The sequence below is a fragment of the Agrococcus lahaulensis DSM 17612 genome (assembly GCF_000425105.1).
Taxonomy (GTDB): Bacteria; Actinomycetota; Actinomycetes; order Actinomycetales; family Microbacteriaceae; genus Agrococcus; species Agrococcus lahaulensis.
Genome location: NZ_KE384303.1, coordinates 396,103 through 421,093, shown reverse-complemented (window position 1 = coordinate 421,093; position 24,991 = coordinate 396,103). Strand labels below are relative to the sequence as shown.

Here is a 24,991-nt window from a genome sequence, read left to right as displayed (position 1 = left end):
TGCGACGCGCCACCGGGGAAGGTGCGGCGCGGCGACCGGCTGAGGGTCACGGGTCGGGTCAGAAGATGCCGGGGATCACCTCCTCCGTCGTCGCAGCGAAGTCGGCCTCCTTGGCCGCGTAGTAGGCGTTCCACGCCTCCGTGTCCCAGATCTCGGCGCGGGAGCCCGCGCCGATCACGGTGAGCTCGCGGCCGAGGCCCGCGTACTCGCGGAGGTTCGCGGGGATCGTGACGCGGTGCTGGCTGTCGGGCTGCTCGCTCGAGGCGCCCGAGAGGAAGAGCCGCAGGAAGTCGCGCGCACCGGCCGAGGTGAGCGGCGCCTGCCGGATCTGCTCGTGGACGCGCTCGAACTCGCGCATCGAGAAGACGTAGATGCAGCGCTCCTGGCCGCGGGTGAGCACGAGCCCGCCCTCGAGCTCCTGGCGGAAGCGGGCGGGGAGGATCACGCGGCCCTTGTCGTCGAGCTTGGGCGTGTGCGTGCCGAGGAACACGGTGCCCCCTCTCGTCCGGCCTGCGAGCAGTTGCGCCAGGTCTCCCCGACTTCCTCCACTCTACTCCACGGAGCGCCACTCAAGCCTAGGAATGCTCTGCATCCGCCCGCGTGTTGCGCAGGATTCTGCGGAGGATCGCGGTGGAGGGTTTTCGCCGGGATCCAGGGCGGCTCAAGCCACGCGCGACGTCGCGGCAGCGCGGCAGGGCGCGAAAAAGGGACCGACTCGGGTGAGTCGGTCCCTGGGGGGAGGAAGGTGGAGGGGGTGGGTGAGCTGGCCGCGGAGGTCCACGCTCGCGTCAGCTGTGGGTCTCGATACGCGCGCGGCGACGCCGCGCGCTACTCGACCCTGAGCCCTCCGCGCTCACCGTGAAGGTGAGCGCTGCGGGCTCAGCGGTTGCGGTCGTCCCACTCCTCGGCGAGGCGATCCATGAGGCTCGTCGACTGCTTCGTCGCAGCGGGGCCCTCGCCCATCGCGCCGGTGCGCGGCACGTCATCGCCCGTCGCGGGCCGCGAGGCCGAGAGCGCCCACAGGGCGCCGACGACCGCGACGCCGAAGCCGGCGACGCCGATGATGGCGATCTTCATGAGCACGCCGACGACGATCAGGACGAGGCCGGCGACGACGCCGAGGACGCCGACGGCCACCTTCGTGTAGTCGACCGTGCGAGGCCCGCTCGTCGTCGCGACGATGTCCGCCTCGTGCTTGTAGAGATTGCGCTCCATCTCGTCGAGCAGTCGCTGCTCGTGCTCGGAGAGGCCCATCTCGCACCCCCCTTCGTCCGACCGGTGCGGAGCGCCAGTCTACGCATCACTCCTGTCAATAGCATGTGGGTTGTGTCCGCACAGCAGCGCTTCGCCCGAGCAGTCGAGGGCTCGATCCACCAGTACCTCGACGCGCGCGAGCGCGCCCTCGCCCGCATCTCCCCCGACGCGGAGCCGCTCGTGCGGCACGTGCGCGAGATGGTCTCGGGCGGCAAGCGCGTGCGGAGCGCCTTCGTGCTGTGGGGCTGGCACGCCGTCGCCGCCGCGCGGCCGGGCGCGACGCACGAGGCGGGCACCGAGCGCGACCCCGAGTGGGGCGACGTCGTCGGCGTCGCGACCGCGATGGAGCTCTTCCACGCCGCCGCGCTCGTGCACGACGACATCATCGACGCATCCGACACCCGCCGGGGACGGCCCGCGATGCACCGCGCGCTCGAGGCGATGCACCGCGAGGGCGAGTGGGTCGGCGAGCCCGAGTCGTGGGGCACGAGCGCCGCGATCCTCGTCGGCGACCTGCTGCTCAACTGGGCCGACGACCGCATGGTCGAGGCGTGCCGCGGCGCCGCGCACGGCGAGCGCGTGCACGACGCGTACCGGCGGATGCGCGAGGAGGTCACGTTCGGCCAGTACCTCGACGTGCTCGAGGAGGCCGCGTGGATCCGGCAGGACCCGGATGCCCTGCTCGACCGGGCGCACACCGTCGCGGTGTTCAAGTCGGCGAAGTACTCCGTCGAGGCGCCGCTCGCGCTCGGCGCGCTGCTCGCGGGCGGCGACGACGCGCAGCTCGACGCCCTCGCCGGCTACGGCCTGCCGCTCGGCGTCGCGTTCCAGATGCGCGACGACCTGCTCGGCGTCTTCGGCGACCCGGCGGTCACGGGCAAGCCGGCGGGCGACGACCTGCGCGAGGGCAAGCGCACGGTGCTCATCGAGATCGCGCGCCAGCGGCTCGCGCCCGGCATCCGCACGATGCTCGACGAGCTGCTCGGCGACCGCGAGCTCGACGAGCGGCAGGTCGCGATCCTGCAGGACGCGATCGCCCGCTCCGAGGCGCCCGCGCGGCTCGAGGCGCTCATCGATCGCGCGGTCGGCGAGGCGCTCGAGTCGCTCCACGAGGGCGAGCTCTCGCGCGCGGCGATGCTCGAGCTCGAGCGGCTCGCCGACACGGTCGCGAAGCGCGACCGCTGAGCCTCAGCCGAGCAGCTGCGCCGCGCGGCGCACCGCGGCCTTCGCGCCGCCCCGCATCGCCTCGACCGGGGGCACGCCGAGCGAGTCGTCCTCGGCGAGCAGCCAGTCGATCGCCTCGTCCTCGGTGAAACCCTGGTCGAGCAGCACGAGGAGCGTGCCGCGCAGCTCGGGCAGCGGCTCGCCGTCCTGCACGCACAGCGCCGGCACCTGCAGTGGGCCGTTGCGCCGCGTCGCGGGCAGGCGATGCTCCTCGATGAGGCGATGGATGCGCCCCACGGGCTGACCGAGCAGTGTCACGAGGTCGGGCACGGAGAGCCATGCGGTGTCTTGCGTCACTCCTCCATCTTGGCATTCTCCGGCTCCGCCAGCGTGGGTGCCGGTCGGACGCCGCACCGCCGCCTATCCTCGCTTCGTGCCCGTCGACTCCCGCGATCCCGTCATCGGACGGATGATCGACCGTCGCTACGAGGTGGGCGAGCGCATCGCGCGCGGCGGCATGGCGAGCGTGTACGAGGGCGTCGACCTGCGGCTCGACCGGAAGGTCGCCGTCAAGGTCATGCACCCGCACCTGAGCGACGACGAGGACTTCCGGGAGCGCTTCATCCAGGAGGCGAAGGCGGCAGCCCGCCTCGCGCATCCGAACGTCGTCAACACCTACGACCAGGGCGAGGAGGGCGAGCTCGCGTGGCTCGTCATGGAGCTCGTGCCCTCCATCACGCTGCGCGACCTGCTCGCGGAGCGCGGGCGCATCACGCCCGAGCAGGCGCTCGACGTGCTCGAGGCGATCCTCGCGGGGCTCTCGGCCGCGCACCGGGCCGGGATCGTGCACCGAGACCTCAAGCCCGAGAACATCCTGCTCGCGCACGACGGGCGCATCAAGATCGGCGACTTCGGCCTCGCGCGCGCCGCGACGGCGAACACCGCGACGGGCAAGGCGCTGCTCGGAACGATCGCCTACCTCTCCCCCGAGCTCGTGACGCGCGGCGTCGCCGACGCCCGCAGCGACATCTACGCCGTCGGCATCATGCTCTTCGAGATGCTCACCGGCAAGCAGCCCTTCACGGGCGACGAGCCGATGCAGATCGCCTTCCAGCACGCGAACGAGCAGGTGCCGCTGCCGTCGACCGAGGCGCCGGGCGTGCCCGAGCAGCTCGACGCGCTCGTGCACTGGGCGACCCAGCGCGACCCCAACCTGCGGCCCGCCGACGCGACGGAGATGCTCGCCGAGGTGCAGGCGATCCGCGACCGCGGCCTCGACGCGCGCACCGCGCTGCTCCCCGCCCTCTCGGAGGACGACCGCTCGACGACCATCATCGAGCGGCCGAAGCCCCCGCGCCGCATCGCGGCCGCGCCGGAGGTCGTGCACGACTCGGGCGACGGGGTCGCCGCGAGCGCGCTCGCGCGGCGCGCGACCGTGCGGCGCAGGCGCGGGATGCTGTGGCTCGCGGTCGTCGTCATCGGCGCCCTCGTCGCGGCGGGCGTCGGCTGGTGGTTCAACCTCGGTCCGGGCGGCCGATCGATGGTGCCCGACGTCTCGGGCGAGCCGGCGGACGCCGCCGTCGCGCTGCTCGCGGAGCACGGCATCGAGGTGTCGGAGACCGTGCAGGAGCCCGACTACGACATGCAGGCGGGGCTCGCCCTCCGCACCGATCCGGGCGCGGGCACCGAGCTCGCGAACGGGGAGCCCGTGCGGCTCATCGTCTCCTCCGGAAGGCGGAGCCTCGCGGTGCCGGCCCTCGCGGGCATGCCGCTCGAGGAGGCGCGCGCCGCGATCGAGGCGGCGGAGTTCACCGTCGCCGAGGGCGAGCCCGACCTCGTGTTCGACCAGGCGCCGGCCGACACCGTGCTCGCGGCGTTCGCGCCGGACGGCACCGACCTCGCGGAGCTCGAGTCGCTCGAGGAGCGCTCCCCCATCGCGCTGCGCGTCTCCCTCGGCCCGATCCCCGCCGCGGCGGGTCAGAGCGCCGCGGAGGCGGCCGCGGCGCTCGAGCAGGCGGGGCTCACCGCCGACTTCTCGGAGGAGCACTCGCTCGAGGTCCCGGAGGGGCAGCTGATCTCCGTCGCGATCCCGAGCGACGGCCTCGTGCGCCGCGGAGCGACGATCGGCGGCGTCGTCTCGCTCGGTCCTCGCATGATCGAGGTCCCCGACGTCGTCGGCGACCCGATCCCGGAAGCCGTGCAGGCCATCCGCGATGCCGGCCTCGTGCCTGACCTCCGCACGAACGTGCCGTCGCCGTTGCAGGCGCTCGCCGCGATCCTCTCGCAGGACCCCGACGCGCCCGGCCCGGTCGTCGAGGGCTCGACGATCGTCATCGACGCGACCTACTGAGCGGCGCCGCCTCGCGGCGGCACCGCTCGAGCGCCTCAGCTCGCCGCGCGGTCCCGCGAGCGGCCGGCGTCGCGCAGCTCCTCGGCGACGAGGAACGCGAGCTCGAGCGACTGCATGTGGTTGAGGCGCGGGTCGCACAGCGACTCGTAGCGCGACTCGAGGCCGAGCTCGTCGATGTCCTCCGAGCCGCCGAGGCACTCGGTGACGTCGTCGCCCGTGAGCTCGACGTGGATGCCGCCCGGGAACGTGCCGGCGGCGCGGTGCGCCGCGAAGAAGCCGCGCACCTCGTCGACGACGTCGTCGAAGCGCCGCGACTTGTAGCCGTTCTGCGTCGTGATGCCGTTGCCGTGCATCGGGTCGGTGACCCACAGCGGCGTCGACTCGAGCGACTTCGAGGCCTCGAGCAGCGGCGGCAGCGCGTCGCGGATGCGGCCGGCGCCCATGCGCGTGATGAACGTCAGGCGGCCCGGCTCGCGGTGCGGGTCGAGCTTGTCGACGAGCGCCTCCATGTCGGCGGGCGTCGTCGAAGGCCCGAGCTTCACGCCGATGGGGTTGCGGACGCGGGAGAAGAAGTCGACGTGCGCGCCGTCGATGTCGCGCGTGCGCTCCCCGATCCACTGGAAGTGGCTCGAGGTGTTGTACGCGAGGCCCGTGCGCGAGTCGATGCGGGTGAGCGGCCGCTCGTAGTCCATGAGCAGGCCCTCGTGGCCGGTGAAGAACTCGACGCCCTTGAGCTCGTCGAAGTTCGCCCCCGCGGCCTCCATGAAGCGCACCGCGCGGTCGATCTCGGCGGCGAGCGCCTCGTAGCGCGCGAAGAGCGGGTTCTCGGCGAAGCCCTTGTTCCACGAGTGCACCTGCCGCAGGTCGGCGAAGCCGCCCTGCGTGAAGGCGCGCACGAGGTTGAGCGTCGACGCGGCCATGTGGTAGCCGCGCAGGATGCGCTCGGGGTCGGCCGTGCGGGAGTCGAGCGTGAAGTCGTAGCCGTTGACGATGTCGCCGCGGTACGCCGGCAGCGTCTCGTCGCCGCGCGTCTCGTGGTCGTTCGAGCGCGGCTTGGCGAACTGCCCCGCCATGCGGCCCATCTTGACGACCGGCATCGCGGCCCCGTAGGTGAGCACGACCGCCATCTGCAGGATCGTCTTGACGCGGTTGCGGATGTTGTCGGCCGTCGCGCCCGCGAAGGTCTCGGCGCAGTCCCCGCCCTGCAGGAGGAACGCGCGGCCCTCGGCCGCCGCCGCGAGGCGGTCGCGCAGCATGTCGACCTCGCCCGCGAACACGAGCGGCGGCGCGGCGCGCAGCTCGCGGCGGACGCGCTCGAGCTCAGCCTCGTCGGGCCATCGCGGCTGCTGCTTGATCGGCAGGGCCCGATACGCGTCGAGGCCCTGCTCGATGGAGCGGCGCTCGTCGGAATGCGGGATCGCGATCGTGTCAGTCATGTGCCTCTGCCTCACGTGGCGCCGAGTGCGCCACCTGTCGAGTCTACCGAGGCGCGGGGTCTGCCACCGGCGTCCCCGCGGCGCTCCGCCGCTCGGCGTCGATGCGCGACTTGACGCTCGAGGCGTACATGTCGACGTACTCCTGGTCGGAGATGCGGTTGATGGTGACCATGATCTCGTCGGTGATCGAGCGGAGCACGAAGCGGTCGCCCTCGAGGTTGTAGTAGCGCGAGAAGTCGAGCGGCTCGCCGAAGACGATGCCGATGCGGCCGACGCGCGGCAGCCGCTTGCCGATCGGCATGATCTTCTCGGTGTCGACCATGACGCACGGGATGACCGGCACGCGCGCGTCGAGCACCATGCGGGCGACGCCCGTGCGGCCGCGGTAGAGCTTGCCGTCGGGGCTGCGGGTGCCCTCGGGGTAGATGCCGACGAGCTGCCCGTCCTGGAGCTTCTCGAGCGCGGCGCCGAGGCTCTGCGAGCTCTTCTCGCCGCCAGAGCGATCCATCGGCAGCTGGCCGACGCCGAGGAAGAACCAGCGGATCAGCCGGCCCTTGAGCCCCTTGCCGTTGAAGTAGTCCGACTTCGCGAGGAAGTAGACCCGCCGGTCGAGCACGAGCGGCATGAGGAAGGAGTCGATGACCGAGAGGTGGTTGCCCGCGATGATGGCGCCGCCCGACGCCGGGATGTTCTCGAGCCCCGAGACCCAGGGCCGGAACACCCGCGTCATGAACGGGCCGACGACCCAGTGCCGCAGCAGCCAGTAGAACATCGCACCTCCAGGACGCGAGCCTAGGGCAGGCCGCCCGGCGACAGGGACATGCGCGCCGCGACCGGCGCGAGACCGCCGCAATATGATGAGGCGAATGCACAAGAGCCGAAGGAGTCCCAGTGCCTCAGATCACCGTCCCTGACGGCGTCATGCCCCCGGTCGTCCCAGCCGACCCCGACGCCAACGTCACCGATCTCCTCGAGGAGACCGTCCGCCGCACCCCCGAAGGCTCCCTCTTCGCGATCCCCGAGGGCGAGGGCTGGCGCGAGGTCACCGCGCGCGAGTTCCACCGCCAGGTCGTCGCGCTCGCGAAGGGCTTCGTCGCCGCGGGCGTGCAGCCGGGCGACTTCGTCGGCTTCATGTGCAAGGTGCGCTACGAGTTCTCGCTCGTCGACTTCGCGCTCTGGTACGCGGGCGCCCGCATGGTGCCCGTCTACGAGACCTCGGCGCCGTCGCAGATCCAGTGGATCCTCTCCGACAGCGGCGCGACCCGCGTCATCCTCGAGGACGCCGACCTCGTCTCGCGCTTCGACGAGGCGCACGGCGACCTCCCCGCCGTGACCGACGTCTGGCGCATCGACCGCGGCGACCTCGACCGGCTCGTCGAGCAGGGCAAGGACGTCGCCGACGACGAGATCGAGCGGCGCCGCTCGCTCGCGGTCGGCAGCGACCTCGCGACGCTCATCTACACCTCGGGCTCGACCGGCCGGCCCAAGGGCACGATGCTGACGCACTCGAACTTCGTCGAGCTGTGCCGCAACGCGGCGGTCGCGATGGCCGACGTCGTCGGGCCCGGCTCGTCGACGCTCCTGTTCGTGACGCAGGCGCACGTCTTCGCTCGCTTCATCTCGGTGCTCGCGATCTCGGCGAGCGTGCGCGTCGGCCACCAGGCCGACACGAAGAAGCTGCTCGCCTCGCTCGGCACCTTCAAGCCGACGTTCTTCCTCGCCGTGCCGCGCGTGTTCGAGAAGGTCTACAACGCGAGCGAGCAGAAGGCGGAGGCGGGCGGCAAGGGCAAGATCTTCCGCGCCGCCGCGCAGGCGGCCGTGGCCCACTCGAAGGCGCTCGATGAGGGCCACGTGCCGCTCGGCCTCAAGCTGCGCTTCAAGGTGCTCGAGCGCCTCGTGCTCAACAAGCTGAAGGTCGCGATGGGCGGCCAGGTGAAGTACGCGGTGTCGGGCTCGGCGCCGCTGTCGACGTACCTCGCGCACTTCTACCGCTCGCTCGGCATCCGCATCCTCGAGGGCTACGGCCTCACCGAGACGACCGCGCCGCTCACCGTCAACGTGCCCGACCGCTTCAAGATCGGCACGGTCGGCCCGGCACTGCCCGGCAACGGCGTGCGCATCGCCGAGGACGGCGAGGTGCTCGGCAAGGGCGTCGCCGTGTTCGCGGGCTACTGGAAGAACGAGGAGGCCACGAGGGAGGCGTTCACCGAGGACGGCTGGTTCCACACGGGCGACATCGGCTCGCTCGACAGCGAGGGCTACCTGACGATCACCGGCCGGAAGAAGGAGATCCTCGTCACCGCGGCGGGCAAGAACGTCGCGCCGAACATGCTCGAGGACCCCATCCGGTCGAACACGATCATCGGCCAGCCGGTCGTCGTCGGCGACCAGCGGCCGTTCATCGCCGCGCTCATCACGCTCGACCCCGAGATGCTGCCGACGTGGCTCGAGAACAACGGCCACGACAAGTCGCTCTCGCTCGAGCAGGCTGCGCAGCACCCCGCGGTCATCGAGGAGGTGCGCTCGGCGATCCAGCGCGCGAACCGGCTCGTCTCGCGGGCCGAGTCGGTCCGCAAGTTCACGATCGTCCCGGTCGAGTTCATCGAGGCGAACGGCCACCTGACGCCGAAGATGTCGATCAAGCGCCACAACATCCTGAAGGACTTCCAGGCGGAGATCGACGACATCTACGCCGCCGACTCGAAGGCGCACGACGTCGGCGAGTGAGCCGCACCGCGAAGGGGGCCCCGCGGGGCCCCCTTCGCCGTCTCAGAACCAGTCGGCCTGGCGCACGGCGTGCATCGCGACCGCGCGCGTCTCCTTCTCGAGCGACTGCAGGTAGAGCCGACCGTCGAGGTGCCCCATCTCGTGCTGCAGCATCTGCGCCATGAGGCCCTCCCCCTCGAGCACGACCTCGCGCCCGTCGAGGTCGACGCCGATCACCCGGCAGTAGGGGTGGCGCGGCGTCGGGAAGCCGAGGTCAGGCACCGAGAGGCAGCCCTCGTCGACGAGCTCGGGCTCGCCGCGCACCTCGTCGATGCGCGGGTTGAGCACGTAGCCGAGCTCGTCGTCGACGAGGTAGGCGAACGCCGCCTTCGCGACCCCGATCTGGTTCGCGGCCACGCCCGCCCGACCGGGCAGCTGCACGGTGTCGAGCAGGTCCTGCACGAGCGCGGCCGTGGCGGGGTCGGCGGGATCGACGGGCTCGGCGCGCTCGCGCAGCACCGGGTCGCCGAAGACGCGGATCTCTCGGACGCTCACGCGGGCCGCACCACCGCGATGAGGTCGCCCGCCTCGACGGGCGTCGTGCCCGAGAGCGCGAGCCGCTCGACGGTGCCGGCGACCGGGGTCGTGATCGCCGCCTCCATCTTCATCGCCTCGATCGTCGCGACGGGGTCGCCGGCCGCGAGCTCATCGCCCTCGGCGACCTTGACGGTGACCGCCCCCGCGAAGGGAGCCGCGACCTGGCCGGGCACCGACGCATCCGCCTTCTCCGCTTGGGGCTTGTCGACCTTGACGGAGCGGTCGCGCACGTAGACGGGGCGCAGCTGGCCGTTCAGCACCGTCATGACCGTCACGATGCCGTCGTCGTCGGCCTCGCCGACCGCCTCGAGCGAGACGTTGAGCGTGACGCCGCGGCCGATGCCGACGTGGTGCTCCTCGCCGTGCTGCATGCCGTAGAGGAAGTCGATCGTGTCGACGACCGAGAGGTCGCCGTACTGCTCGCGCGTCTCCTTGAAGGCCTTCGTCGGGCCGGCGAAGAGCAGCTCGTTGAGCGCGTCGCGGCGGTCGGCGCCCGGCTGCTCGAGGCGCGCGGCCTGCTCGGGCTCGAGCGGCTTGACCGAGATGTCGACGTCGCGGCCCTCGAGCACCTTCGAGCGGAAGGGCTCGGGCCAGCCGCCCGGCAGGTCGCCGAGCTCGCCGGCCATGAAGCCGATGACGGAGTCGGGGATGTCGAACCTGCGCGGGTCGCGCTCGAACTCCTCGGGGTCGACGCCCTGCGCGACGAGCTGCAGCGCGAGGTCGCCGACGACCTTCGACGAGGGCGTGACCTTCGTCGGGCGGCCGAGGATGCGGCTCGCCTCGGCGTACCAGTCCTCGATGCGCTCGAAGTCGTCGGCGAGGCCGAGGGCGATCGCCTGCTGGCGGAGGTTCGAGAGCTGCCCGCCGGGGATCTCGTGGTGGTAGACGCGGCCCGTGGGGCCCGGCAGCCCCGACTCGAAGGGCTTGTAGAGGCGGCGGACGGCCTCCCAGTAGGGCTCGAGGTCGCTCACCGCCTGCAGCGAGAGCCCCGTGTCGCGCTCGGTGTGCGCGATCGCGGCGACGAGCGCCGAGAGCGAGGGCTGGCTCGTCGTGCCCGCCATCGGCGCGCTCGCGACGTCGACGGCGTCGACGCCGACCGCCGAGGCGGCGAGCAGCGTCGCGAGCTGGCCGCCGGCGGTGTCGTGCGTGTGCAGGTGCACCGGCAGCGCGAAGCGCTCGCGCAGCGCCGCGACGAGCTTCGACGCCGCGCCGGCGCGGAGCAGCCCCGCCATGTCCTTGATCGCGAGCACGTGCGCGCCCGCGTCGACGATGCGATCGGCGAGCCGCAGGTAGTAGTCGAGGGTGTAGAGGTCCTCGTCGGGATCCAGCAGGTCGCCCGAGTAGCACAGCGCCACCTCGGCGACCGCGGTGCCCGTCTCGCGCACCGCGTCGATCGCGGGGCGCATCTGGTCGACGTCGTTGAGGGCGTCGAAGATGCGGAACACGTCGATGCCGGTCGCGGCGGCCTCCTCGACGAACGCGGTCGTCACCTCGGTCGGGTAGGGCGTGTAGCCGACGGTGTTGCGGCCGCGCAGCAGCATCTGCAGCGGGATGTTCGGCATCGCCTCGCGGAGCCGCGCGAGCCGCTCCCACGGGTCCTCGCCGAGGAAGCGGAGCGCGACGTCGTAGGTCGCGCCGCCCCACGCCTCCATCGAGAGCAGCTGCGGCGTCATGCGCGCGACGTGCGGGGCGATCGCGACGAGGTCGGCGGTGCGCACGCGCGTCGCGAGCAGCGACTGGTGCGCGTCGCGGAAGGTCGTCTCGGTGACCGCGAGCGAGGTGCGCTCGCGCAGCGCCTGCGCCCAGCCCTCGGGGCCGAGGTCCTGCAGCCGCTGGCGCTCGCCCGCGGGCGCCTCAGCCTCGAGGTCGCAGGCCGGCAGCTTGATCGCGGGATTGATGACGCCGTCGGCCGCGCCGTTCGGCTGGTTGACGGTGACGTCGGCGAGCCACGCGAGCACCTTCGAGGCGCGGTCCTTCGGCGGGTTGATGCGCGTGAGCTCGGGGTGCTCGTCGATGAAGCTCGTCGAGACGTCGCCGGCGCGGAACTCCTCGTGGTCGAGCAGGTTGAGCAGGAACGGGATGTTCGAGGCGACGCCGCGGATGCGGAACTCGCTCACCGCGCGGTGCGCGCGGCGGATCGCGGTGTCGAGGTCGCGGCCCCGGCACGTGACCTTCGCGAGCATCGAGTCGAAGTGCGGGCTCACCTCGGTGCCGGGGTTGATCGTGCCGCCGTCGAGGCGCACGCCCGCGCCGCCGGGCGAGCGGTAGGCGGTGATGCGGCCCGTGTCGGGGCGGAAGCCGTCGGCGGGGTTCTCGGTCGTCACGCGGCACTGCAGCGCGGCGCCGCGCATCTCGATGCGGTCCTGCGTGAGCCCGAGCTGCTCGAGCGACTCGCCCGCTGCGATGCGCAGCTGGCTCGCGACGAGGTCGACGTCGGTGATCTCCTCCGTCACGGTGTGCTCGACCTGGATGCGCGGGTTCATCTCGATGAAGACGTGCTGGCCCGCGCGCTCCCCCGCGGTGTCGAGCAGGAACTCGACGGTGCCGGCGTTGACGTAGCCGATCGAGCGGGCGAAGGCGACCGCGTCGCGGTAGAGCGCGTCGCGCTGCTCCTGCGTCAGGTTCGGCGCCGGGGCGAGCTCGACGACCTTCTGGTGGCGGCGCTGCACCGAGCAGTCGCGCTCGAACAGGTGCACGGTCTCGCCCGTCGCGTCGGCGAGGATCTGCACCTCGATGTGGCGGGGCCGCACGACCGCCTGCTCGATGAACATCGTCGGGTCGCCGAAGGCGCTGTCGGCCTCGCGCATCGCGCCCTCGAGCGCCTCCCGGAGGTCCTCGCGGCGCTTGACCAGGCGCATCCCCCGACCGCCGCCGCCCGCGACCGCCTTCGCGAACACGGGGAAGCCGATCTCGTCGGCGCCCGCGAGCAGCTCCTCGATGTCGGTCGTCGCGGGCGTCGAGCGCAGCACGGGCACGCCGGCCGCGATCGCGTGCTCCTTGGCCGTCACCTTGTTGCCGGCCATCGCGAGCACCGAGGGACCGGGGCCGACGAAGGTGATGCCGGCCTCGGCGGCGGCGGTCGCGAGCTCGGGGTTCTCGCTCAGGAAGCCGTAGCCGGGGTAGATCGCGTCGGCGCCGGCGTCCTTCGCGACGCGGATGATCTCGCTCACCGTGAGGTACGCGCGCACCGGGCGGCCCGGCTCGCCGATCTGGTAGGCCTCGTCGGCCTTCTGGCAGTGGAGGGAGTTGCGGTCCTCGTGCGCGTAGACGGCGACGGTGCGGATGCCGAGCTCGTTGGCCGCACGGAACGCCCGGATGGCGATCTCGCCTCGGTTTGCGACGAGGAGCTTCGAGAACATAGAGGAACCCTCCAGGGTGCGGCGGCGCGGGCTTCTCAATGTAGTGGGGCTAGGCTTGGGCGCCGTGCACGTACTCTCGATCAGCTCGCTCAAGGGCGGTGTCGGCAAGACCACGGTGACGCTGGGCCTTGCCTCCGCCGCCTTCGCCAAGGGCCTCCGCACGCTCGTGGTCGACCTCGACCCGCAGTCCGACGCCTCGACGGGCATGGACATCGAGATCGAGGGCCGGCTCAACGTCGCCGACGTGCTCGCGAACCCGAAGGACAAGGTCGTCCAGCAGGCCATCTCGCCGTCGGGCTGGACGCAGGGGCACGGCGGCACGATCGACGTGCTGATCGGCTCGCCCTCGGCGATCAACTTCGACGGGCCGCACCCGACGATCAAGGACATCTGGAAGCTCGAGACGGCCCTCACGACGGTCGAGAACGACTACGACCTCGTGCTGGTCGACTGCGCGCCGTCGCTCAACGCGCTCACGCGCACCGCGTGGGCAGCGTCCGACCGCGTGCTCGTCGTGACGGAGCCCGGCCTGTTCTCGGTGGCAGCCGCCGACCGCGCGCTGCGCGCGATCGAGGAGATCCGCCGCGGCCTCAGCCCGCGCCTCCAGCCGCTCGGCATCGTCGTGAACCGCGCGCGCCCGCAGTCCCTCGAGCACCAGTACCGCATCCAGGAGCTCAAGGACATGTTCGGCCCGCTCGTGCTCGACACGGTGCTGCCCGAGCGCACGTCGATGCAGCAGGCGCAGGGCGCCGCCCGGCCGCTGCACGTGTGGCCCGGCGAGGGCGCGCAGGAGATGGCGCTGCAGTTCGACGAGCTGCTGCAGCTCGTGCTGACGGCCTCGGGCCGCGCGGGCGACGAGGCGGCCTCCGGTCGCAAGGTGCCGGCGCCGACGGCAGCCGTCGACGCGACCGCCGCGGCGCAGCTCGAGGAGGCGGCGGCCGCCGAGGCGGATGCCGAGTCCTCCCCCGCCCCCGACAAGCAGCAGTAGTCCCGCTGAGAGCGGTCCGCGCCTCGAGCGGTCACTTCCGCCTTCGAGCGGTCACTTCCGCCATCGAGCGGTCACTTCCGCGTTCGAGCGGTCAAGCGCGCGCGGGAAGCGGCACGCATCCCGGCCGGTCAGGAGCGGAGCTGTCCGCTCCCATGCCGAGCTGACGAACTGACCGCTCACGCGCGGAGCTGACCACTCACGCGCGGAGGTGACCGCTCACGCGCGGAGGTGACCACTCACGCGCGGAGCTGACCGCTCACGCGCGGAGCTGACCGCTCAGGATGCAGGGGCGGATGCGCGGGGCGGGTCAGGCGGTGCGGCTGCGGCGCGCTCGGCGCGCGGCGAGCTCGTCGACGGGGCGCTCGTCGACGGGCGTGCCCTCGAGCTCGATGAGCTGCGACTCGACCTCGCGCAGCACGCGGCCGACCGCGATGCCGAACACGCCCTGGCCGTTGCTCAGGAGGTCGATGACCTCGTCGTTCGAGGTGCAGAGGTAGACGCTCGCGCCATCGGAGATGAGGGTCGTCTGCGTCAGGTCGCGCACGCCCGCGTCGTGCAGCTGCTGCATCGCGACGCGGATCTGCTGCAGCGAGATGCCGGTGTCGAGCAGGCGCTTGACGAGCTTGAGCACGAGGATGTCGCGGAAGGAGTAGAGGCGCTGGCTGCCCGAGCCGTGCGCGGGGCGGATCGACGGCTCGACGAGACCGGTGCGCGCCCAGTAGTCCAGCTGGCGGTAGGTGATGCCGGCGGCGTCGGCCGCGATCGAGCCCTTGTAGCCGACCGCGTCGTGCTCCTGCGGCAGCCCGTCGGTGAAGAGCAGGCCCGCGTCGATGCGGGAGGTGCCGCCCTGGTCTGCATCCCGGGTGCCGTCGCGCATCGCCGATCCCTTCCGAAGAGCTGAGCCCCAACCTTCAAGTCGAGGTTGAGTGTTGTCGCCCACCGTATCGACCCGTCGCCCCGACCCCGTGGAACCTACGACCGGCGCGGCGTGTCGGGTCGAGTCTACGCCCTGCCGCCGACGCGCGGCCGGGACGCGCGGGCGCTCACGCCCCGAGCGCGTCGCGGGTCAGGAGGTCGCGGACGGCCTGGATCTGGCCGGCGAGGTCGCGGGCCGTCTCGGCCGCCTTGGCCTGGCTGCCCGTCTCGCGGCGGCCGCGCATCGGCTTGAGCGCCGACTCGATGAGGGCGGCCTCGCGCTGCGCCGACTGGCGCATGCCGCGCAGGTGCCGCGGCTCGATGCCGAAGCGCTGCAGCTCGACGAGCGAGCGCAGTGCCTGCACCGCAGCCTCGCCGAACGGCTCGGCACCCGGCAGCAGCTGCGCCGAGATCGCGTCGGCGAGCAGCTGCTTCGAGGCGCCCGCCTCGGCCTGCAGCTCGCTGCGCGAGAGCCGGCGCTCGCTGCCGAGGATCGACGGCGCCTCGACGCGCACGTTCGCGCCCGGGATCTGCGGCGAGCGGCCCGCGTCGATGTCGTCGAGGTGGCTGAGGATGACCTTGAGCGGCAGGTAGTGGTCGCGCTGCAGCGTGAGGATGTAGCGGAGCCGCTCGACGTCGGCCGCGTCGAACTTGCGGTAGCCCGAGGGCGTGCGCTGCGGGGAGATGAGCCCCTGGTCCTCGAGGAAGCGCAGCTTCGACGGCGACAGGTCGGGGAACTCGGGCCCGAGCTTCGCGAGCACCTGGCCGATCGAGAGGAGGGCGGCAGCCTTCCTCGCCGCCTGCGCGCTCACTGCCGGGGTTCGAGGTCGAGGCGGGAGCGGTAGAAGGTGAGGCGGAACTTGCCGACCTGCACCTCCGCGCCGTCGTGCAGCACGGCCTGCTCGACGCGCTCGCCGTTGTGGTACGTGCCGTTGAGCGAGCCGAGGTCGCGCAGCTCGAACGTCGTGCCGGAGCGGGCGAACTCCGCGTGCCGGCGCGAGACGGTGACGTCGTCGAGGAAGATGTCGGCATCCGGGTGCCGGCCCGCGATCGTCGAGTCCTGGTCGAGCAGGAAGCGGGCGCCGACGTTGGGCCCGCGGCGGACGACGAGGATCGCCGATCCCGACGGGAGCGAGGCGACCGCCTCGCGGTCCTCCGGGGTGGTGCCGGAGAGCATCGACGCGAGCTGCGCGCGGTAGTCGTCACCCCACGACTGGGTGCTCTCTCCGTCGCGGCCGGGCTGGCGGCCGTCGTGCTCGGTCATGCGCTTCCTCCACGCGGATGGGCCATCGCTGGCCAGGGTCTCAAGTGCCGTTCAGCATAGCGATCCGGAGGCTGAACCAGACCTTGAACGTCTGGAGCCTGAGAGGCCACCCTAGCGAATCCGGCAGGCCCGGCGCGCCGGTCAGGGGAAGCCCGCGAACGCCCGCAGCAGCGCCGCCGTGACGGCCGCCGCGGCGACCGCGACGATGAACGGCGCGCGCACCGCGAACAGGCCCGCCGCCACCAGCACGGCGGGGATGCGGGCGTCGAGCACGATGCCGCCGTCACCGCCGAGCGCCTGCACCGCGACGAGCCCCGCGAGGAGCGACACGGTGAGCAGCTCGAGCGTGCGCCGCGGCCGCGGGCTGTCGAACACGGCCGGCGGCACGGCGTAGCCGAGCAGCTTGATCGCGAGCACCGCGATGCTCGCGAGCAGCAGCAGGTGCCAGAGCGTCACGATCGCCGCCCCTTCCCGCTCCCGCGCGGCCCCGGGTCGGGCAGCGCCGACTCGTGCCGCGGCCCGAGCCAGTTCGTCAGCCCGACGACGACCCCCACGACCGCGGCGACGATGACGGGCATCCCTGCCGGCAGCACCGGCAGCAGCGCCGCCGCGAGCACCGCGCTCGCCGCCGCGACCGCGACCGCCTGCCGCGCCTTCAGCCGGGGCCAGAGCAGCCCGACGAACGCGGCTGCGGCCGCCGCGTCGAGCCCCCACTGCCGCGGGTCGCCGAGCAGGTCGCCGAGCAGCGCGCCCGCGAGCGTCGCGAGGTTCCAGCCGATCCAGATGCCGACGCCCGTCACCCAGAAGCCCGTGCGCTGCGCGCGCGGCTCGTCCTGCGCGAGCGCGACCGCGGTCGACTCGTCGATCGTGACGTGCGCCGCGACCGGCAGCATCGCCCCGCGCGGCTGCACGACGCGGCGCATGCTCATGCCGTAGAGCGCGTTCCGCAGCCCGAGCATCGCCGCGCTCGCGACGCCGGCGATGCCGCCGCCCGCGGCGACGACGCCGATGAAGGCGAACTGCGAGCCGCCCGAGAACATCACGAGGCTCAGCACCATCGTCTGCCAGAGGTCGAGGCCCGAGGCGATCGAGAGCGCGCCGAACGAGAGCCCGTACGCGCTCGTGGCCACGACGACGCTCACGCCCTCCCGCCAGGCCCGTCGCACCGCATCCGTCTGCACCGATCCAGCCTAGGCGCGCGGCTAGCCTTGCCTGCATGCACCTCATCGTGGGCGACGACGGCCTCGCCCGCCCCGCGTGGGCCGCGACCGATGCGCTGCTGCGCGAGTACTACGACACCGAGTGGGGCATGCCGGTGCGCGACGAGCGCGGCCTGTTCGAGCGGCTCTCGCTCGAGGCGTTCCAGTCGGGGCTGTCGTGGGCGACGATCCTGCGCAAGCGCCCGGCGTTCCGGGCGGCGTTCGCGGGCTTCGAGCCGGATGCGGTGGCGCGCTTCGGCGAGGACGACGTCGCCCGCCTCATGGGCGACGCGGGCATCGTGCGCAACCGGCGCAAGATCGACGCCACGATCGGGAACGCGCGCGCGACCGTGCGGCTGCGGGAGGACGGCGGGCTCGCCCACCTCATCTGGTCGTTCCAGCCGGAGTCGACGCCGATGCCGCGCTCGTTCGCCGACGTGCCCACGTCGAGCCCGGAGTCGGTCGCGCTCTCGAAGGAGCTCAAGCGCCGCGGCTTCGCGCACGTCGGGCCGACGACGATGTTCGCGCTCATGGAGGCGGTCGGCATCGTCGACACCCACCTCATCGGCTCGCACCGGCGCGGCTCGAGCGGCGTCTGGGCGGCGGACGGCTCGCGGGCGGAGGCGGCGTGATGCGGCGGATCATGGTCGTGCAGTCGCGGCCCGAGGACGAGGTCGCCGACGCGGAGCTCGAGGCGATGGTGCGCTTCGGCGCGCTCGACGAGGCGCGCATCCAGCGCGTGCGGCTCGATCGCGAGATCCCGCCGCTCGAGCTCCGCGACGTCGACGCCGTGCTCGTCGGCGGCGGCCCGGCGAACTTCAGCGACGAGCACCGCCGGCCGCCCGCCCACGCCGCGACGATCGCGTGGCTCACGCACCTCGGCGAGCGCGTCATCCGCGACGACATCCCCTACCTCGGCGCGTGCCTCGGGCTCGGCGCGATCGTGCACGCGCTCGGCGCCCGGATGGTGCGCGGCATCGCCGAGTCGGTCGCGCCGGTCGAGCTGAGCCTCATCGGCGACGACTGGCTCACCGAGGGGCTGCCGCGCGCCTTCACCGCGTTCGGCGGCCACAAGGAGGGCATCGCCGAAGCGCCCGAGGGGGCGACGACGCTCGCCGTCTCGGCCACGTGCGTGCACATGGTGCGGGTGGGCCAGCACGTGGTCGGCACGCAGTTCCACCCGGAGCTCGACGCCGACGGCCTCGAGCAGCGCATCCGCGTCTACCGCGACCACGGCTACTTCTCCCCCGACGAGGTCGAGGACCTCGTCGCCGCGGGGCGAGCCGCGAGCGTCTCGCACCCGCAGACGATCCTCGCGCGCTTCGCCGAGCGCTACGGGCTCACGCGATGACCGCGAGCCGGCAGCGGGCGCGCGCGGTCGTCGCGTTCGACGCCTTCAAGGGCAGCCTCACGGCGCTCGAGGCGTGCGAGGCGGCGGCGCGCGGCATCCGCGCCGCGGCGCCGGGCACCGACGTCGCGCTCCTGCCGATGGCCGACGGCGGCGAGGGCAGCCTCGACGCCGTGCTCGCGCGCGGCGGGGAGGAGCGCGCCACGCCCACGGTCGACGCGCTCGGCCGGCCGGCGCTCGCGCGCTGGGCGCTCGAGGGCTCGCACGCGGTCATCGAGCTCGCGCAGGCCGCGGGGCTGCCGCAGGTCGAGGACGTGCCGCTCGAGCCGCTCGCCGCCTCGACCGCCGGGCTCGGCGCGGTCGTGCTCGACGCGCTCGACCGCGGCGCCGACGAGCTCACGCTCCTGCTCGGCGGCTCGGCGACGACCGACGGCGGCGCGGGGCTCCTCACGGCGCTCGGGGTGCAGCTGCTGGATGCGTCGGGCCGGCCGGTGCGCTCGGGCGGCGGCGGGCTCGGCTCGCTCGAGCACCTCGACGCGACGGGCCTCGACGCCCGGGCTCGCGCGGCGCGCTGGCGCTTCGTCACCGACGTCGACGCGCCGCTCACGGGACCGGGCGGCGCCGCCGCCGTCTTCGGGCCGCAGAAGGGCGCGAGCCCCGACGACGTCGCGGTGCTCGACGCCGCGCTCGAGCGCTTCGCGCGCGTCGCGGCGACCGCGCTCGGCGTCGATGTGGCCGTGATCGCCGACGTGCCGGGCGCTGGCGCGGCGGGCGGCGTCGCGAGCGTCCTGCGCGCGCTCACGGGCGGCGAGATCGTCGCGGGCGGCGCGTGGTTCGCGGAGCTCGCGGGGCTCGACGCCGCGGTCGAGGGCGCCGACCTCGTGCTCACGGGCGAGGGCCGCTTCGACGGCCAATCGGCGCTCGGCAAGGTCGTCTCGGTCGTGCACGCCGCCGCCCGTCGCGCGGGCGCGCCGCTCGCGGTGATCGCCGGCTCGGTCGACGCTGCGGCCGCGTCGTCGATGGGCGTGCCCGCGCTCTCGATCGCGCCCGGTCCCGCGAGCCTCGACGAGCTGCGGCGCGACGCCGCGAGCCTCGTCGAGGCGGCCGCCGCGACCGTCGCGCGGCTCGCGCTCCCCCCGCGCTGACGGACGCGACGGGGGCTGCACAGCCCCACGCCGCGCGAGCAGACTGCCGCCATGGACGACGGCGTCCGCAGCATCCGCACGCCCGATCAGGCGGCGAGGCCCCCCGCGCCCTCGATGAGCTCGAGCGCGCGCACGCGCTCCGCGGTCGTGCCGTGCACCGCCATGATGAGCTCGTCGGCGTCGGCCTCGATCGCGAACCGGCGCAGCGTCGCGACCGCCTCCTCGCCCGTGCCGAGCGCCGTGTGCTGGAGCATCTTCTGCACCGGCGCGGCCTGCGGGCTCGCGGCGAGCGCGTCGAGCTCGTCGTCGCCGACCTGCTGCGCGATCGGGCTGTCGCGCAGCAGCAGTCCGCGCACCCGCGCCCGGGCGACCGCGCGCTGCATCTCGAGCGCCTCGGCGCGCGATGGGGCGACGACCGCGTTGATGCCGGCGATGACGAAGGGCTCCGCGAGCTGCGCGGAGGGCTGGAACCGCTCGCGGTAGACGGCGACGGCGTCGTGCAGGGCATCCGGCGCGAAGTGCGACGCGAACGCGTAGGGCAGGCCGAGGGCGGCGGCGAGCTGCGCGCCGAAGAGCGACGAGCCGAGGATCGTGAGCGGCACGTCGGTGCCGTGGCCCGGCACGGCCTTGATCCCGGGCACGGTCGGCTCGCCGCGCAGGTAGCCCTGCAGCTCGACGACGTCCTCGGGGAAGCGATCGGAGGCGCGGATGTCGCGGCGCAGCGCCGTCCACGTGCGCTGGTCGGTGCCGGGCGCGCGGCCGAGCCCGAGGTCGATGCGGCCGGGGTGCAGCTCGGCGAGGGTGCCGAACTGCTCGGCGATCACGAGCGGCGAGTGGTTGGGCAGCATGACGCCGCCCGCCCCGAGGCGGATGGTCGACGTGTGCGCTGCGACGTGGGCGATGAGCACGCTCGTCGCGCTCGAGGCGATCGTCGCCATGTTGTGGTGCTCGGCGTACCAGACGCGCGCGAATCCGAGCCGCTCCGCCGCCTGGGCGAGCAGCTCCGAGCCGTGCAGGCTCTCGCCCGCCGTCTCTCCGGGGTTGATGGGGGCGAGGTCGAGCACGGACAAGCGCATCGATCCAGCCTAGGCCAGAGGCTCTGGGCCGCGGCTGGCCGAGCGGCCGCCCGGCGTCAGATGGCCTCGAGCACGACGCCCGTGCCCTGGCCGCCGCCGCCGCAGATGCCGGCCGCCCCGAGCGAGCCGGTGCCGAGCTGCTGCAGCCGGCGCGCGAGGTGGCCGATGATGCGGGCACCCGACGCACCGATCGGGTGGCCGAGCGCGATCGCGCCGCCGTTCGCGTTCACGATCTCGGGGTCGACGCCGAGCTGGCGGGTCGAGGCGACGCCGACCGCCGCGAACGCCTCGTTGATCTCGACCGCCTGCAGGTCGCTCGTCGCGCGGCCCGCGCGCTCGAGCGCCTGCTCGATAGCGTCGGCGGGCTGCGAGTGCAGCGAGACGTCGGGACCGGCGACGAAGCCGGTCGAGACGATGCGCGCGAGGCCCGTGAGGCCCTGCTGCTTGGCGTAGGCGTCCGAGACGAGCACGACCGCGGCGGCGCCGTCGGTGATCTGGGATGCGTTGCCGGCGGTGACCGTACCGTCGGGCGTGAAGGCGGGGCGCAGCGACGCGAGCGACTCGACCGTCGTGTCGGCGCGGAGGCCGTCGTCGACCGAGACCGTGACGGTCTTCCGGCCGGCCTTCGCCTCGAACGGGATGATCTCACCGTCGAGCGTGCCGTCCGCCTGGGCGCGGGCGAGGCGCGCGTGCGAGGCGGCGGCGAACTCGTCCTGCTGCTCGCGCGTGATCTCGAACCGGCCGTTGTGCTCGTCGGTCGAGGCTCCCATCGCGACGCGGTCGAACGCATCCGTGAGCCCATCGAACTGCATCGTGTCGATGAGGCTCGTGTCGCCGAACTTCGAGCCGGTGCGCATGGGCGCGGCGTGCGGCGCGAGCGACATCGACTCCTGGCCCACGGCGAGCACGACGTCGGCCTCGCCGAGCTGGATCATGCGGTGGCCCGTCACGATCGCCTCGGCCCCCGAGAGGCAGACGGCGCTGATGCCGAGCGCTGGCACCGACATCGGCACGCCCGCGGCGACCGCGGTCTGGCGCGGCGGGTTCTGGCCGACGGTCGCCTGCAGCACCTGGCCGACGACGACGACGTCGACCTCACCGGGGGCGACCCCGGCGCGCTCCATCGCGTGACGGGCGGCGTGGGCACCGAGCTCGGTCGACTTCGACTGCGCCAGCTGGCCCAGGAACTTCGCGAACGGCGTGCGCGCGTATCCGGCGATGATCGTCTCGGGCATGGTGCTGCTCCTTCGCAGGTCGGGGTACGACCAGGATACGCCGGAGCGCGCCCGGCGGTCGTGCGCCTCCCAGGTGCGCGCGGTAGGACGGGGGCACGACGACGACAGGAGGCATCGTGACCGACCAGCAGCATGGCCAGCAGCCCGACGAGGTCGAGGAGCCGCGCGAGGGCGCGGCGCGCCCCGAGCCCGACCACCACAACCCGGAGACGGAGGAGGACACCACCTCGGGCGGGCCCGCCTAGCGATCGCGCGAGTCGAGCGCGGCGCCGCCCGCCGGGTCGCCCCGGTGCCGGCGCCGCGTTCGTCTCAGCCGGTCAGCGCTGCGCGCCCGGGTCCCGCTGCTCGTCCGCCGGCCACTGGTCGGCGGTGTTCTCGTGCCCGGAGCTCGGCTCGCGCGTCGCGCCCTCGGAGTGCCACTGCTCCGCGGTGTCCTGGTGACCGCCCGCGGTCGCGACGCCGTCGTCGTCGATCGCCGACGACACATCCGCCCCCCGGCCCGCGACCGGCGCGATGTTGACCATCCACAGCACGCCCCAGCGGTCGACGAGCATGCCGAACTTGTCGCCCCACGGCGCCTCGACGAGCGGCTCGAGCACGGTCGCGCCGTCGCTCAGGCCCTCCCAGTAGCGCGAGAGCGTCGCGTCGTCGTCGCCCGAGAGCGAGACCTGCTGGCGGCCGCTCGGCTGGTCCATGCCGCGTGGCGTGTCGCTCGCCATGATCGTGTGGCCGTCGGCGGTCGTGAGCTGCGCGTGCATGACGAGGTCGGCGTCGCCCGGGTCGTCGGCCATGCCGCTCTCGCCGAACGTGCTGACGACGAGGTCGCCGCCGAACACGCCGTGGTAGAAGTTCATCGCCTCGCGAGCCTCGCGACCGAACGCGAGGTAGGGGTTGAGCAGGGTTGCCATCTCGGCTCCTCACTGCGGCCGCGCGGCCGCGTGGAGTCAGCATGCCGCAGTCGGGCGGCGTGCGCCAGGGTCGGTCAGGCGGCGTCGCGCGCGAGCTGCCACGCCTCGGCGATCGCGGCGTCGATGCCGCGCGGCGCTCGCGCGTCGCCGATCGCGAGCACGGGCACGCCGAGCGATGCCTCGAGCCGCTCGGCGTCGTGCTCGTCGAGGCCGACGGCCTCCGGCGGGGTGAGCGCGACGATCGCCGTCGGATCGGCGAGCCGCGTCGCCTCGCCCGTCAGCACGTCGACCGCCCACGCCCGCTCCGCGTCGAGGCGCACGCGGGCGGCGGTGCGCCGCACGACGCCGCCCGCGGCGAGCGAGCGCAGCACGAGCTGCCGCTCGTAGCCGGTGCGGACGTGCGGCAGCAGCCGCTCGAACGGCGTCACGACCTCGATCGCCGCGCCGCTCGCCGCGAGCGCGAGCAGCACGCCGGACGCGCGCGCCGTGCCGTCGTCGTCGACGACGAGCACGCGATCGCCGAGGGCGGCGGGATCGTCCATCGCCCGCCACGCGTCGATCGTCGCCGGGCGCTCCCCCTCGAACGCCTCGTCGACCGCGAGCGCGGTGCGCTCGGGCGGCACCGCGCCGGTCGCGAGCACGACCGCGTCGGCGCCGAGCGCGCGCAGGCGCTCGAGCGTGGCCGGCTCGCCCAGGCGCAGCTCGACGCCCGCCGCGCGCGCGTCGCGCTCGAGGTCGGCGACGAGCAGCGCGACGGAGGAGCGGCCCGGCACGCGTGCGGCGCGCCGCAGCTGCCCGCCGAGCTCGTGCTCGCGCTCGAGCAGGGTGACCCCGTGGCCGAGCCGGGCGAGGTCGAGCGCCGCGCGGAGGCCCGCCGGTCCGCCGCCGACGACCGCCCAGCGCCGCGGCGCCGCGGCCCGGGCCGGCACCGGTTCGAGCTCGCGGCCCACCTCCGGGTTCACGGTGCACGAGACGGGCAGCCCTTGGCTGCCGCGCCCGAGGCACCCCTGGTTCAAGCGGATGCAGTGCCGGATGCCCTCGGTCGCCCCGGTGAGGAGCTTCCGGGCGAGGTCGGGGTCGGCGAGCTGGCCGCGCGTGAGCGCGACCATGTCGGCGATGCCGCTCGCGAGCACCTCCTCCGCCTGCTCGGCGCTCAGCGCCGCGCCGACGCCGAACACCGGGATGTCGGGGTTCGCGGCCTTGAGCGCCGCGACGTCGTCGCGCAGCCACGCGACGGGCATCGCGGACGACGGGAACACCCAGTGGACGTCGTGGTAGCTGCCGGCCGCGGTGTCGAGGAAGTCGATCCTCGCCTCGTCGCGGAGCGCCGCGACGACCTCGCGCATCGCGGCCGCGTCGAGCCCGCCCTCGCGGTGCTCGTCGAGCACGATGCGGATGCCGACGGTGAAGTCGTCCCCGACCCGGGCGCGCACGGCGCGCAGCACCTCGCGCGGGAAGCGCGTGCGGCCCTCGAGGTCGCCGCCGTAGGCGTCGGTGCGGCGGTTCGTGAGCGGCGTGAGGAACTGGTGCAGCAGGTAGCCGTGCGCCATGTGCACCTCGACGCCGTCGAAGCCCCCGAGCCTCGCGCGCTCGGCCGAGTCGGCCCACGCCTCCGCGAGCGCCCGCAGGTCGCGCGGCGTCGCCGCCGCCGTCGCGACGCCCGTCGAGGGCGAGAGGATGCGGCTCGGTGCGAGCACCGCGCGCGGGCCGTCCGGCCCCTCGGGCGACGCCTGCGCGCCGTGGTGGTTGAGCTGCACGAGCACCCGCGCGCCGGCCTCGTGGATCGCGTCGGTCATGCGCCGGTTCGCGTCGACCGCCTCCGGTCGCCAGGCGTCCTGGAAGCCGCGCGTCGACCCGCTCGGGTGCACGAGGTGGTTGCCCGCGACGAAGAGCCCGCACCCGCCGCGCGCCCGGCGCACGAAGTAGGCGGTCTCGCGATCCGACTCGACGCGGTCGGAGTACTGCTTCGAGTGCGCCGCCTGCATGATCCGGTTGGGGGCGTCGAAGGCGCCGATGCGGAGGGGCTGGGCGAGGAGGGTCACGGCTC

24 protein-coding genes are annotated in these 24,991 nt (G+C 73.6%); 8 read left to right on the top strand and 16 right to left on the bottom strand.

Features of this window, described 5'->3' with window-relative positions; all coding sequences use genetic code 11:
• Positions 1-58: 58 nt before the first annotated feature.
• Together mraZ and H508_RS0111420 are read right to left on the bottom strand one after the other, a co-directional pair.
• Positions 59-490, bottom strand: a complete 432-nt coding sequence (mraZ, locus tag H508_RS0111425) for a division/cell wall cluster transcriptional repressor MraZ (protein WP_026374155.1) — start codon at positions 488-490, stop codon at positions 59-61.
• A gap of 389 nt (positions 491-879) precedes the next feature.
• Positions 880-1,254: a DUF3040 domain-containing protein gene (locus H508_RS0111420; protein WP_026374154.1), complete on the bottom strand. Its 375-nt coding sequence runs from the start codon at positions 1,252-1,254 to the stop codon at positions 880-882.
• Between the two features lie 72 nt (positions 1,255-1,326).
• Here H508_RS0111420 and H508_RS0111415 point away from each other — a divergent pair, with 72 nt between their 5' ends.
• Positions 1,327-2,439 (top strand): polyprenyl synthetase family protein, encoded by a 1,113-nt coding sequence (locus H508_RS0111415; RefSeq protein WP_026374153.1) that lies wholly within the window; start codon positions 1,327-1,329, stop codon positions 2,437-2,439.
• A gap of 3 nt (positions 2,440-2,442) precedes the next feature.
• Here the strand turns inward: H508_RS0111415 and H508_RS0111410 are convergent, their stop codons facing one another.
• Complete coding sequence (locus H508_RS0111410) at positions 2,443-2,775, bottom strand: Rv2175c family DNA-binding protein (protein ID WP_026374152.1); 333 nt, start codon at positions 2,773-2,775, stop codon at positions 2,443-2,445.
• Between the two features lie 76 nt (positions 2,776-2,851).
• On the opposite strand from H508_RS0111410, the gene pknB reads away from it, so the two are divergent.
• Positions 2,852-4,768, top strand: coding sequence for a Stk1 family PASTA domain-containing Ser/Thr kinase (gene pknB, locus H508_RS0111405; RefSeq protein WP_026374151.1), 1,917 nt, complete (start codon positions 2,852-2,854; stop codon positions 4,766-4,768).
• A 35-nt stretch (positions 4,769-4,803) separates the two neighbouring features.
• Here pknB and H508_RS0111400 read toward each other — a convergent pair whose 3' ends face one another.
• Together H508_RS0111400 and H508_RS16065 are read right to left on the bottom strand one after the other, a co-directional pair.
• Positions 4,804-6,204, bottom strand: coding sequence for a class II 3-deoxy-7-phosphoheptulonate synthase (locus tag H508_RS0111400; RefSeq protein WP_051223312.1), 1,401 nt, complete (start codon positions 6,202-6,204; stop codon positions 4,804-4,806).
• 43 nt (positions 6,205-6,247) lie between these two features.
• Positions 6,248-6,976, bottom strand: coding sequence for a lysophospholipid acyltransferase family protein (locus H508_RS16065; protein ID WP_035254781.1), 729 nt, complete (start codon positions 6,974-6,976; stop codon positions 6,248-6,250).
• A 149-nt stretch (positions 6,977-7,125) separates the two neighbouring features.
• Between H508_RS16065 and H508_RS0111390 the strand changes: the two genes are divergently transcribed.
• Positions 7,126-8,931 carry an AMP-dependent synthetase/ligase gene (locus H508_RS0111390; RefSeq protein ID WP_035254935.1) on the top strand — a complete coding sequence of 602 codons (1,806 nt, stop codon included), beginning with the start codon at positions 7,126-7,128 and terminating at the stop codon, positions 8,929-8,931.
• A 42-nt stretch (positions 8,932-8,973) separates the two neighbouring features.
• On the opposite strand, the gene H508_RS0111385 is transcribed toward H508_RS0111390, so the two are convergent.
• Together H508_RS0111385 and H508_RS0111380 are read right to left on the bottom strand one after the other, a co-directional pair.
• Positions 8,974-9,465: a peptide deformylase gene (locus tag H508_RS0111385; RefSeq protein WP_026374148.1), complete on the bottom strand. Its 492-nt coding sequence runs from the start codon at positions 9,463-9,465 to the stop codon at positions 8,974-8,976.
• Positions 9,462-12,866, bottom strand: a complete 3,405-nt coding sequence (locus H508_RS0111380; RefSeq protein ID WP_026374147.1) for a pyruvate carboxylase — start codon at positions 12,864-12,866, stop codon at positions 9,462-9,464. The genes H508_RS0111385 and H508_RS0111380 overlap by 4 nt, the downstream gene beginning before the upstream one ends.
• A 64-nt stretch (positions 12,867-12,930) precedes the next feature.
• Between H508_RS0111380 and H508_RS16060 the strand changes: the two genes are divergently transcribed.
• Positions 12,931-13,854: a ParA family protein gene (locus H508_RS16060; protein ID WP_084155296.1), complete on the top strand. Its 924-nt coding sequence runs from the start codon at positions 12,931-12,933 to the stop codon at positions 13,852-13,854.
• A gap of 307 nt (positions 13,855-14,161) precedes the next feature.
• Here the strand turns inward: H508_RS16060 and H508_RS0111370 are convergent, their stop codons facing one another.
• From H508_RS0111370 to H508_RS16055, 5 genes are all read right to left on the bottom strand, one after another.
• Positions 14,162-14,731 carry a MerR family transcriptional regulator gene (locus H508_RS0111370; protein WP_026374146.1) on the bottom strand — a complete coding sequence of 190 codons (570 nt, stop codon included), beginning with the start codon at positions 14,729-14,731 and terminating at the stop codon, positions 14,162-14,164.
• Between the two features lie 166 nt (positions 14,732-14,897).
• On the bottom strand, positions 14,898-15,581 hold the full coding sequence (gene ftsR / locus H508_RS0111365; protein WP_026374145.1) for a transcriptional regulator FtsR: 684 nt from the start codon (positions 15,579-15,581) through the stop codon (positions 14,898-14,900).
• On the bottom strand, positions 15,578-16,033 hold the full coding sequence (locus H508_RS0111360; RefSeq protein ID WP_021011621.1) for an FHA domain-containing protein: 456 nt from the start codon (positions 16,031-16,033) through the stop codon (positions 15,578-15,580). Before H508_RS0111360 ends, ftsR begins: the two co-directional genes overlap by 4 nt.
• 141 nt (positions 16,034-16,174) lie before the next feature.
• Entirely contained in the window at positions 16,175-16,489 is a 315-nt protein-coding gene (locus H508_RS0111355) for an AzlD domain-containing protein (protein WP_026374144.1), read from the bottom strand.
• A complete protein-coding gene (locus H508_RS16055; RefSeq protein ID WP_051223309.1) occupies positions 16,486-17,214 on the bottom strand; it encodes an AzlC family ABC transporter permease in 729 nt (242 codons plus the stop codon). Before H508_RS16055 ends, H508_RS0111355 begins: the two co-directional genes overlap by 4 nt.
• Before the next feature lie 35 nt (positions 17,215-17,249).
• Between H508_RS16055 and H508_RS16050 the strand changes: the two genes are divergently transcribed.
• From H508_RS16050 to H508_RS16045, 3 genes are read left to right on the top strand one after another with little or no spacing between them, the layout of a single operon-like run.
• Complete coding sequence (locus H508_RS16050; protein ID WP_035254779.1) at positions 17,250-17,864, top strand: DNA-3-methyladenine glycosylase I; 615 nt, start codon at positions 17,250-17,252, stop codon at positions 17,862-17,864.
• Positions 17,864-18,583: a glutamine amidotransferase-related protein gene (locus tag H508_RS0111340; RefSeq protein WP_026374143.1), complete on the top strand. Its 720-nt coding sequence runs from the start codon at positions 17,864-17,866 to the stop codon at positions 18,581-18,583. Before H508_RS16050 ends, H508_RS0111340 begins: the two co-directional genes overlap by 1 nt.
• On the top strand, positions 18,580-19,725 hold the full coding sequence (locus H508_RS16045) for a glycerate kinase (RefSeq protein WP_035254777.1): 1,146 nt from the start codon (positions 18,580-18,582) through the stop codon (positions 19,723-19,725). The genes H508_RS0111340 and H508_RS16045 overlap by 4 nt, the downstream gene beginning before the upstream one ends.
• 86 nt (positions 19,726-19,811) lie before the next feature.
• Here H508_RS16045 and H508_RS0111330 read toward each other — a convergent pair whose 3' ends face one another.
• The gene (locus H508_RS0111330; RefSeq protein WP_026374142.1) at positions 19,812-20,801 is read right to left on the bottom strand and encodes an LLM class flavin-dependent oxidoreductase; all 990 of its coding nucleotides are present in this window, start codon (positions 20,799-20,801) and stop codon (positions 19,812-19,814) included.
• A 56-nt stretch (positions 20,802-20,857) separates the two neighbouring features.
• On the bottom strand, positions 20,858-22,036 hold the full coding sequence (locus H508_RS0111325) for an acetyl-CoA C-acyltransferase (RefSeq protein WP_035254775.1): 1,179 nt from the start codon (positions 22,034-22,036) through the stop codon (positions 20,858-20,860).
• 116 nt (positions 22,037-22,152) lie between these two features.
• Here H508_RS0111325 and H508_RS17945 point away from each other — a divergent pair, with 116 nt between their 5' ends.
• A complete protein-coding gene (locus H508_RS17945; RefSeq protein ID WP_281168380.1) occupies positions 22,153-22,281 on the top strand; it encodes a hypothetical protein in 129 nt (42 codons plus the stop codon).
• 72 nt (positions 22,282-22,353) lie between these two features.
• Here the strand turns inward: H508_RS17945 and H508_RS16035 are convergent, their stop codons facing one another.
• Complete coding sequence (locus tag H508_RS16035; protein ID WP_084155295.1) at positions 22,354-22,944, bottom strand: VOC family protein; 591 nt, start codon at positions 22,942-22,944, stop codon at positions 22,354-22,356.
• A 74-nt stretch (positions 22,945-23,018) separates the two neighbouring features.
• Positions 23,019-24,986, bottom strand: coding sequence for an FAD-dependent oxidoreductase (locus H508_RS0111310; RefSeq protein WP_245569513.1), 1,968 nt, complete (start codon positions 24,984-24,986; stop codon positions 23,019-23,021).
• Positions 24,987-24,991: the final 5 nt, after the last annotated feature.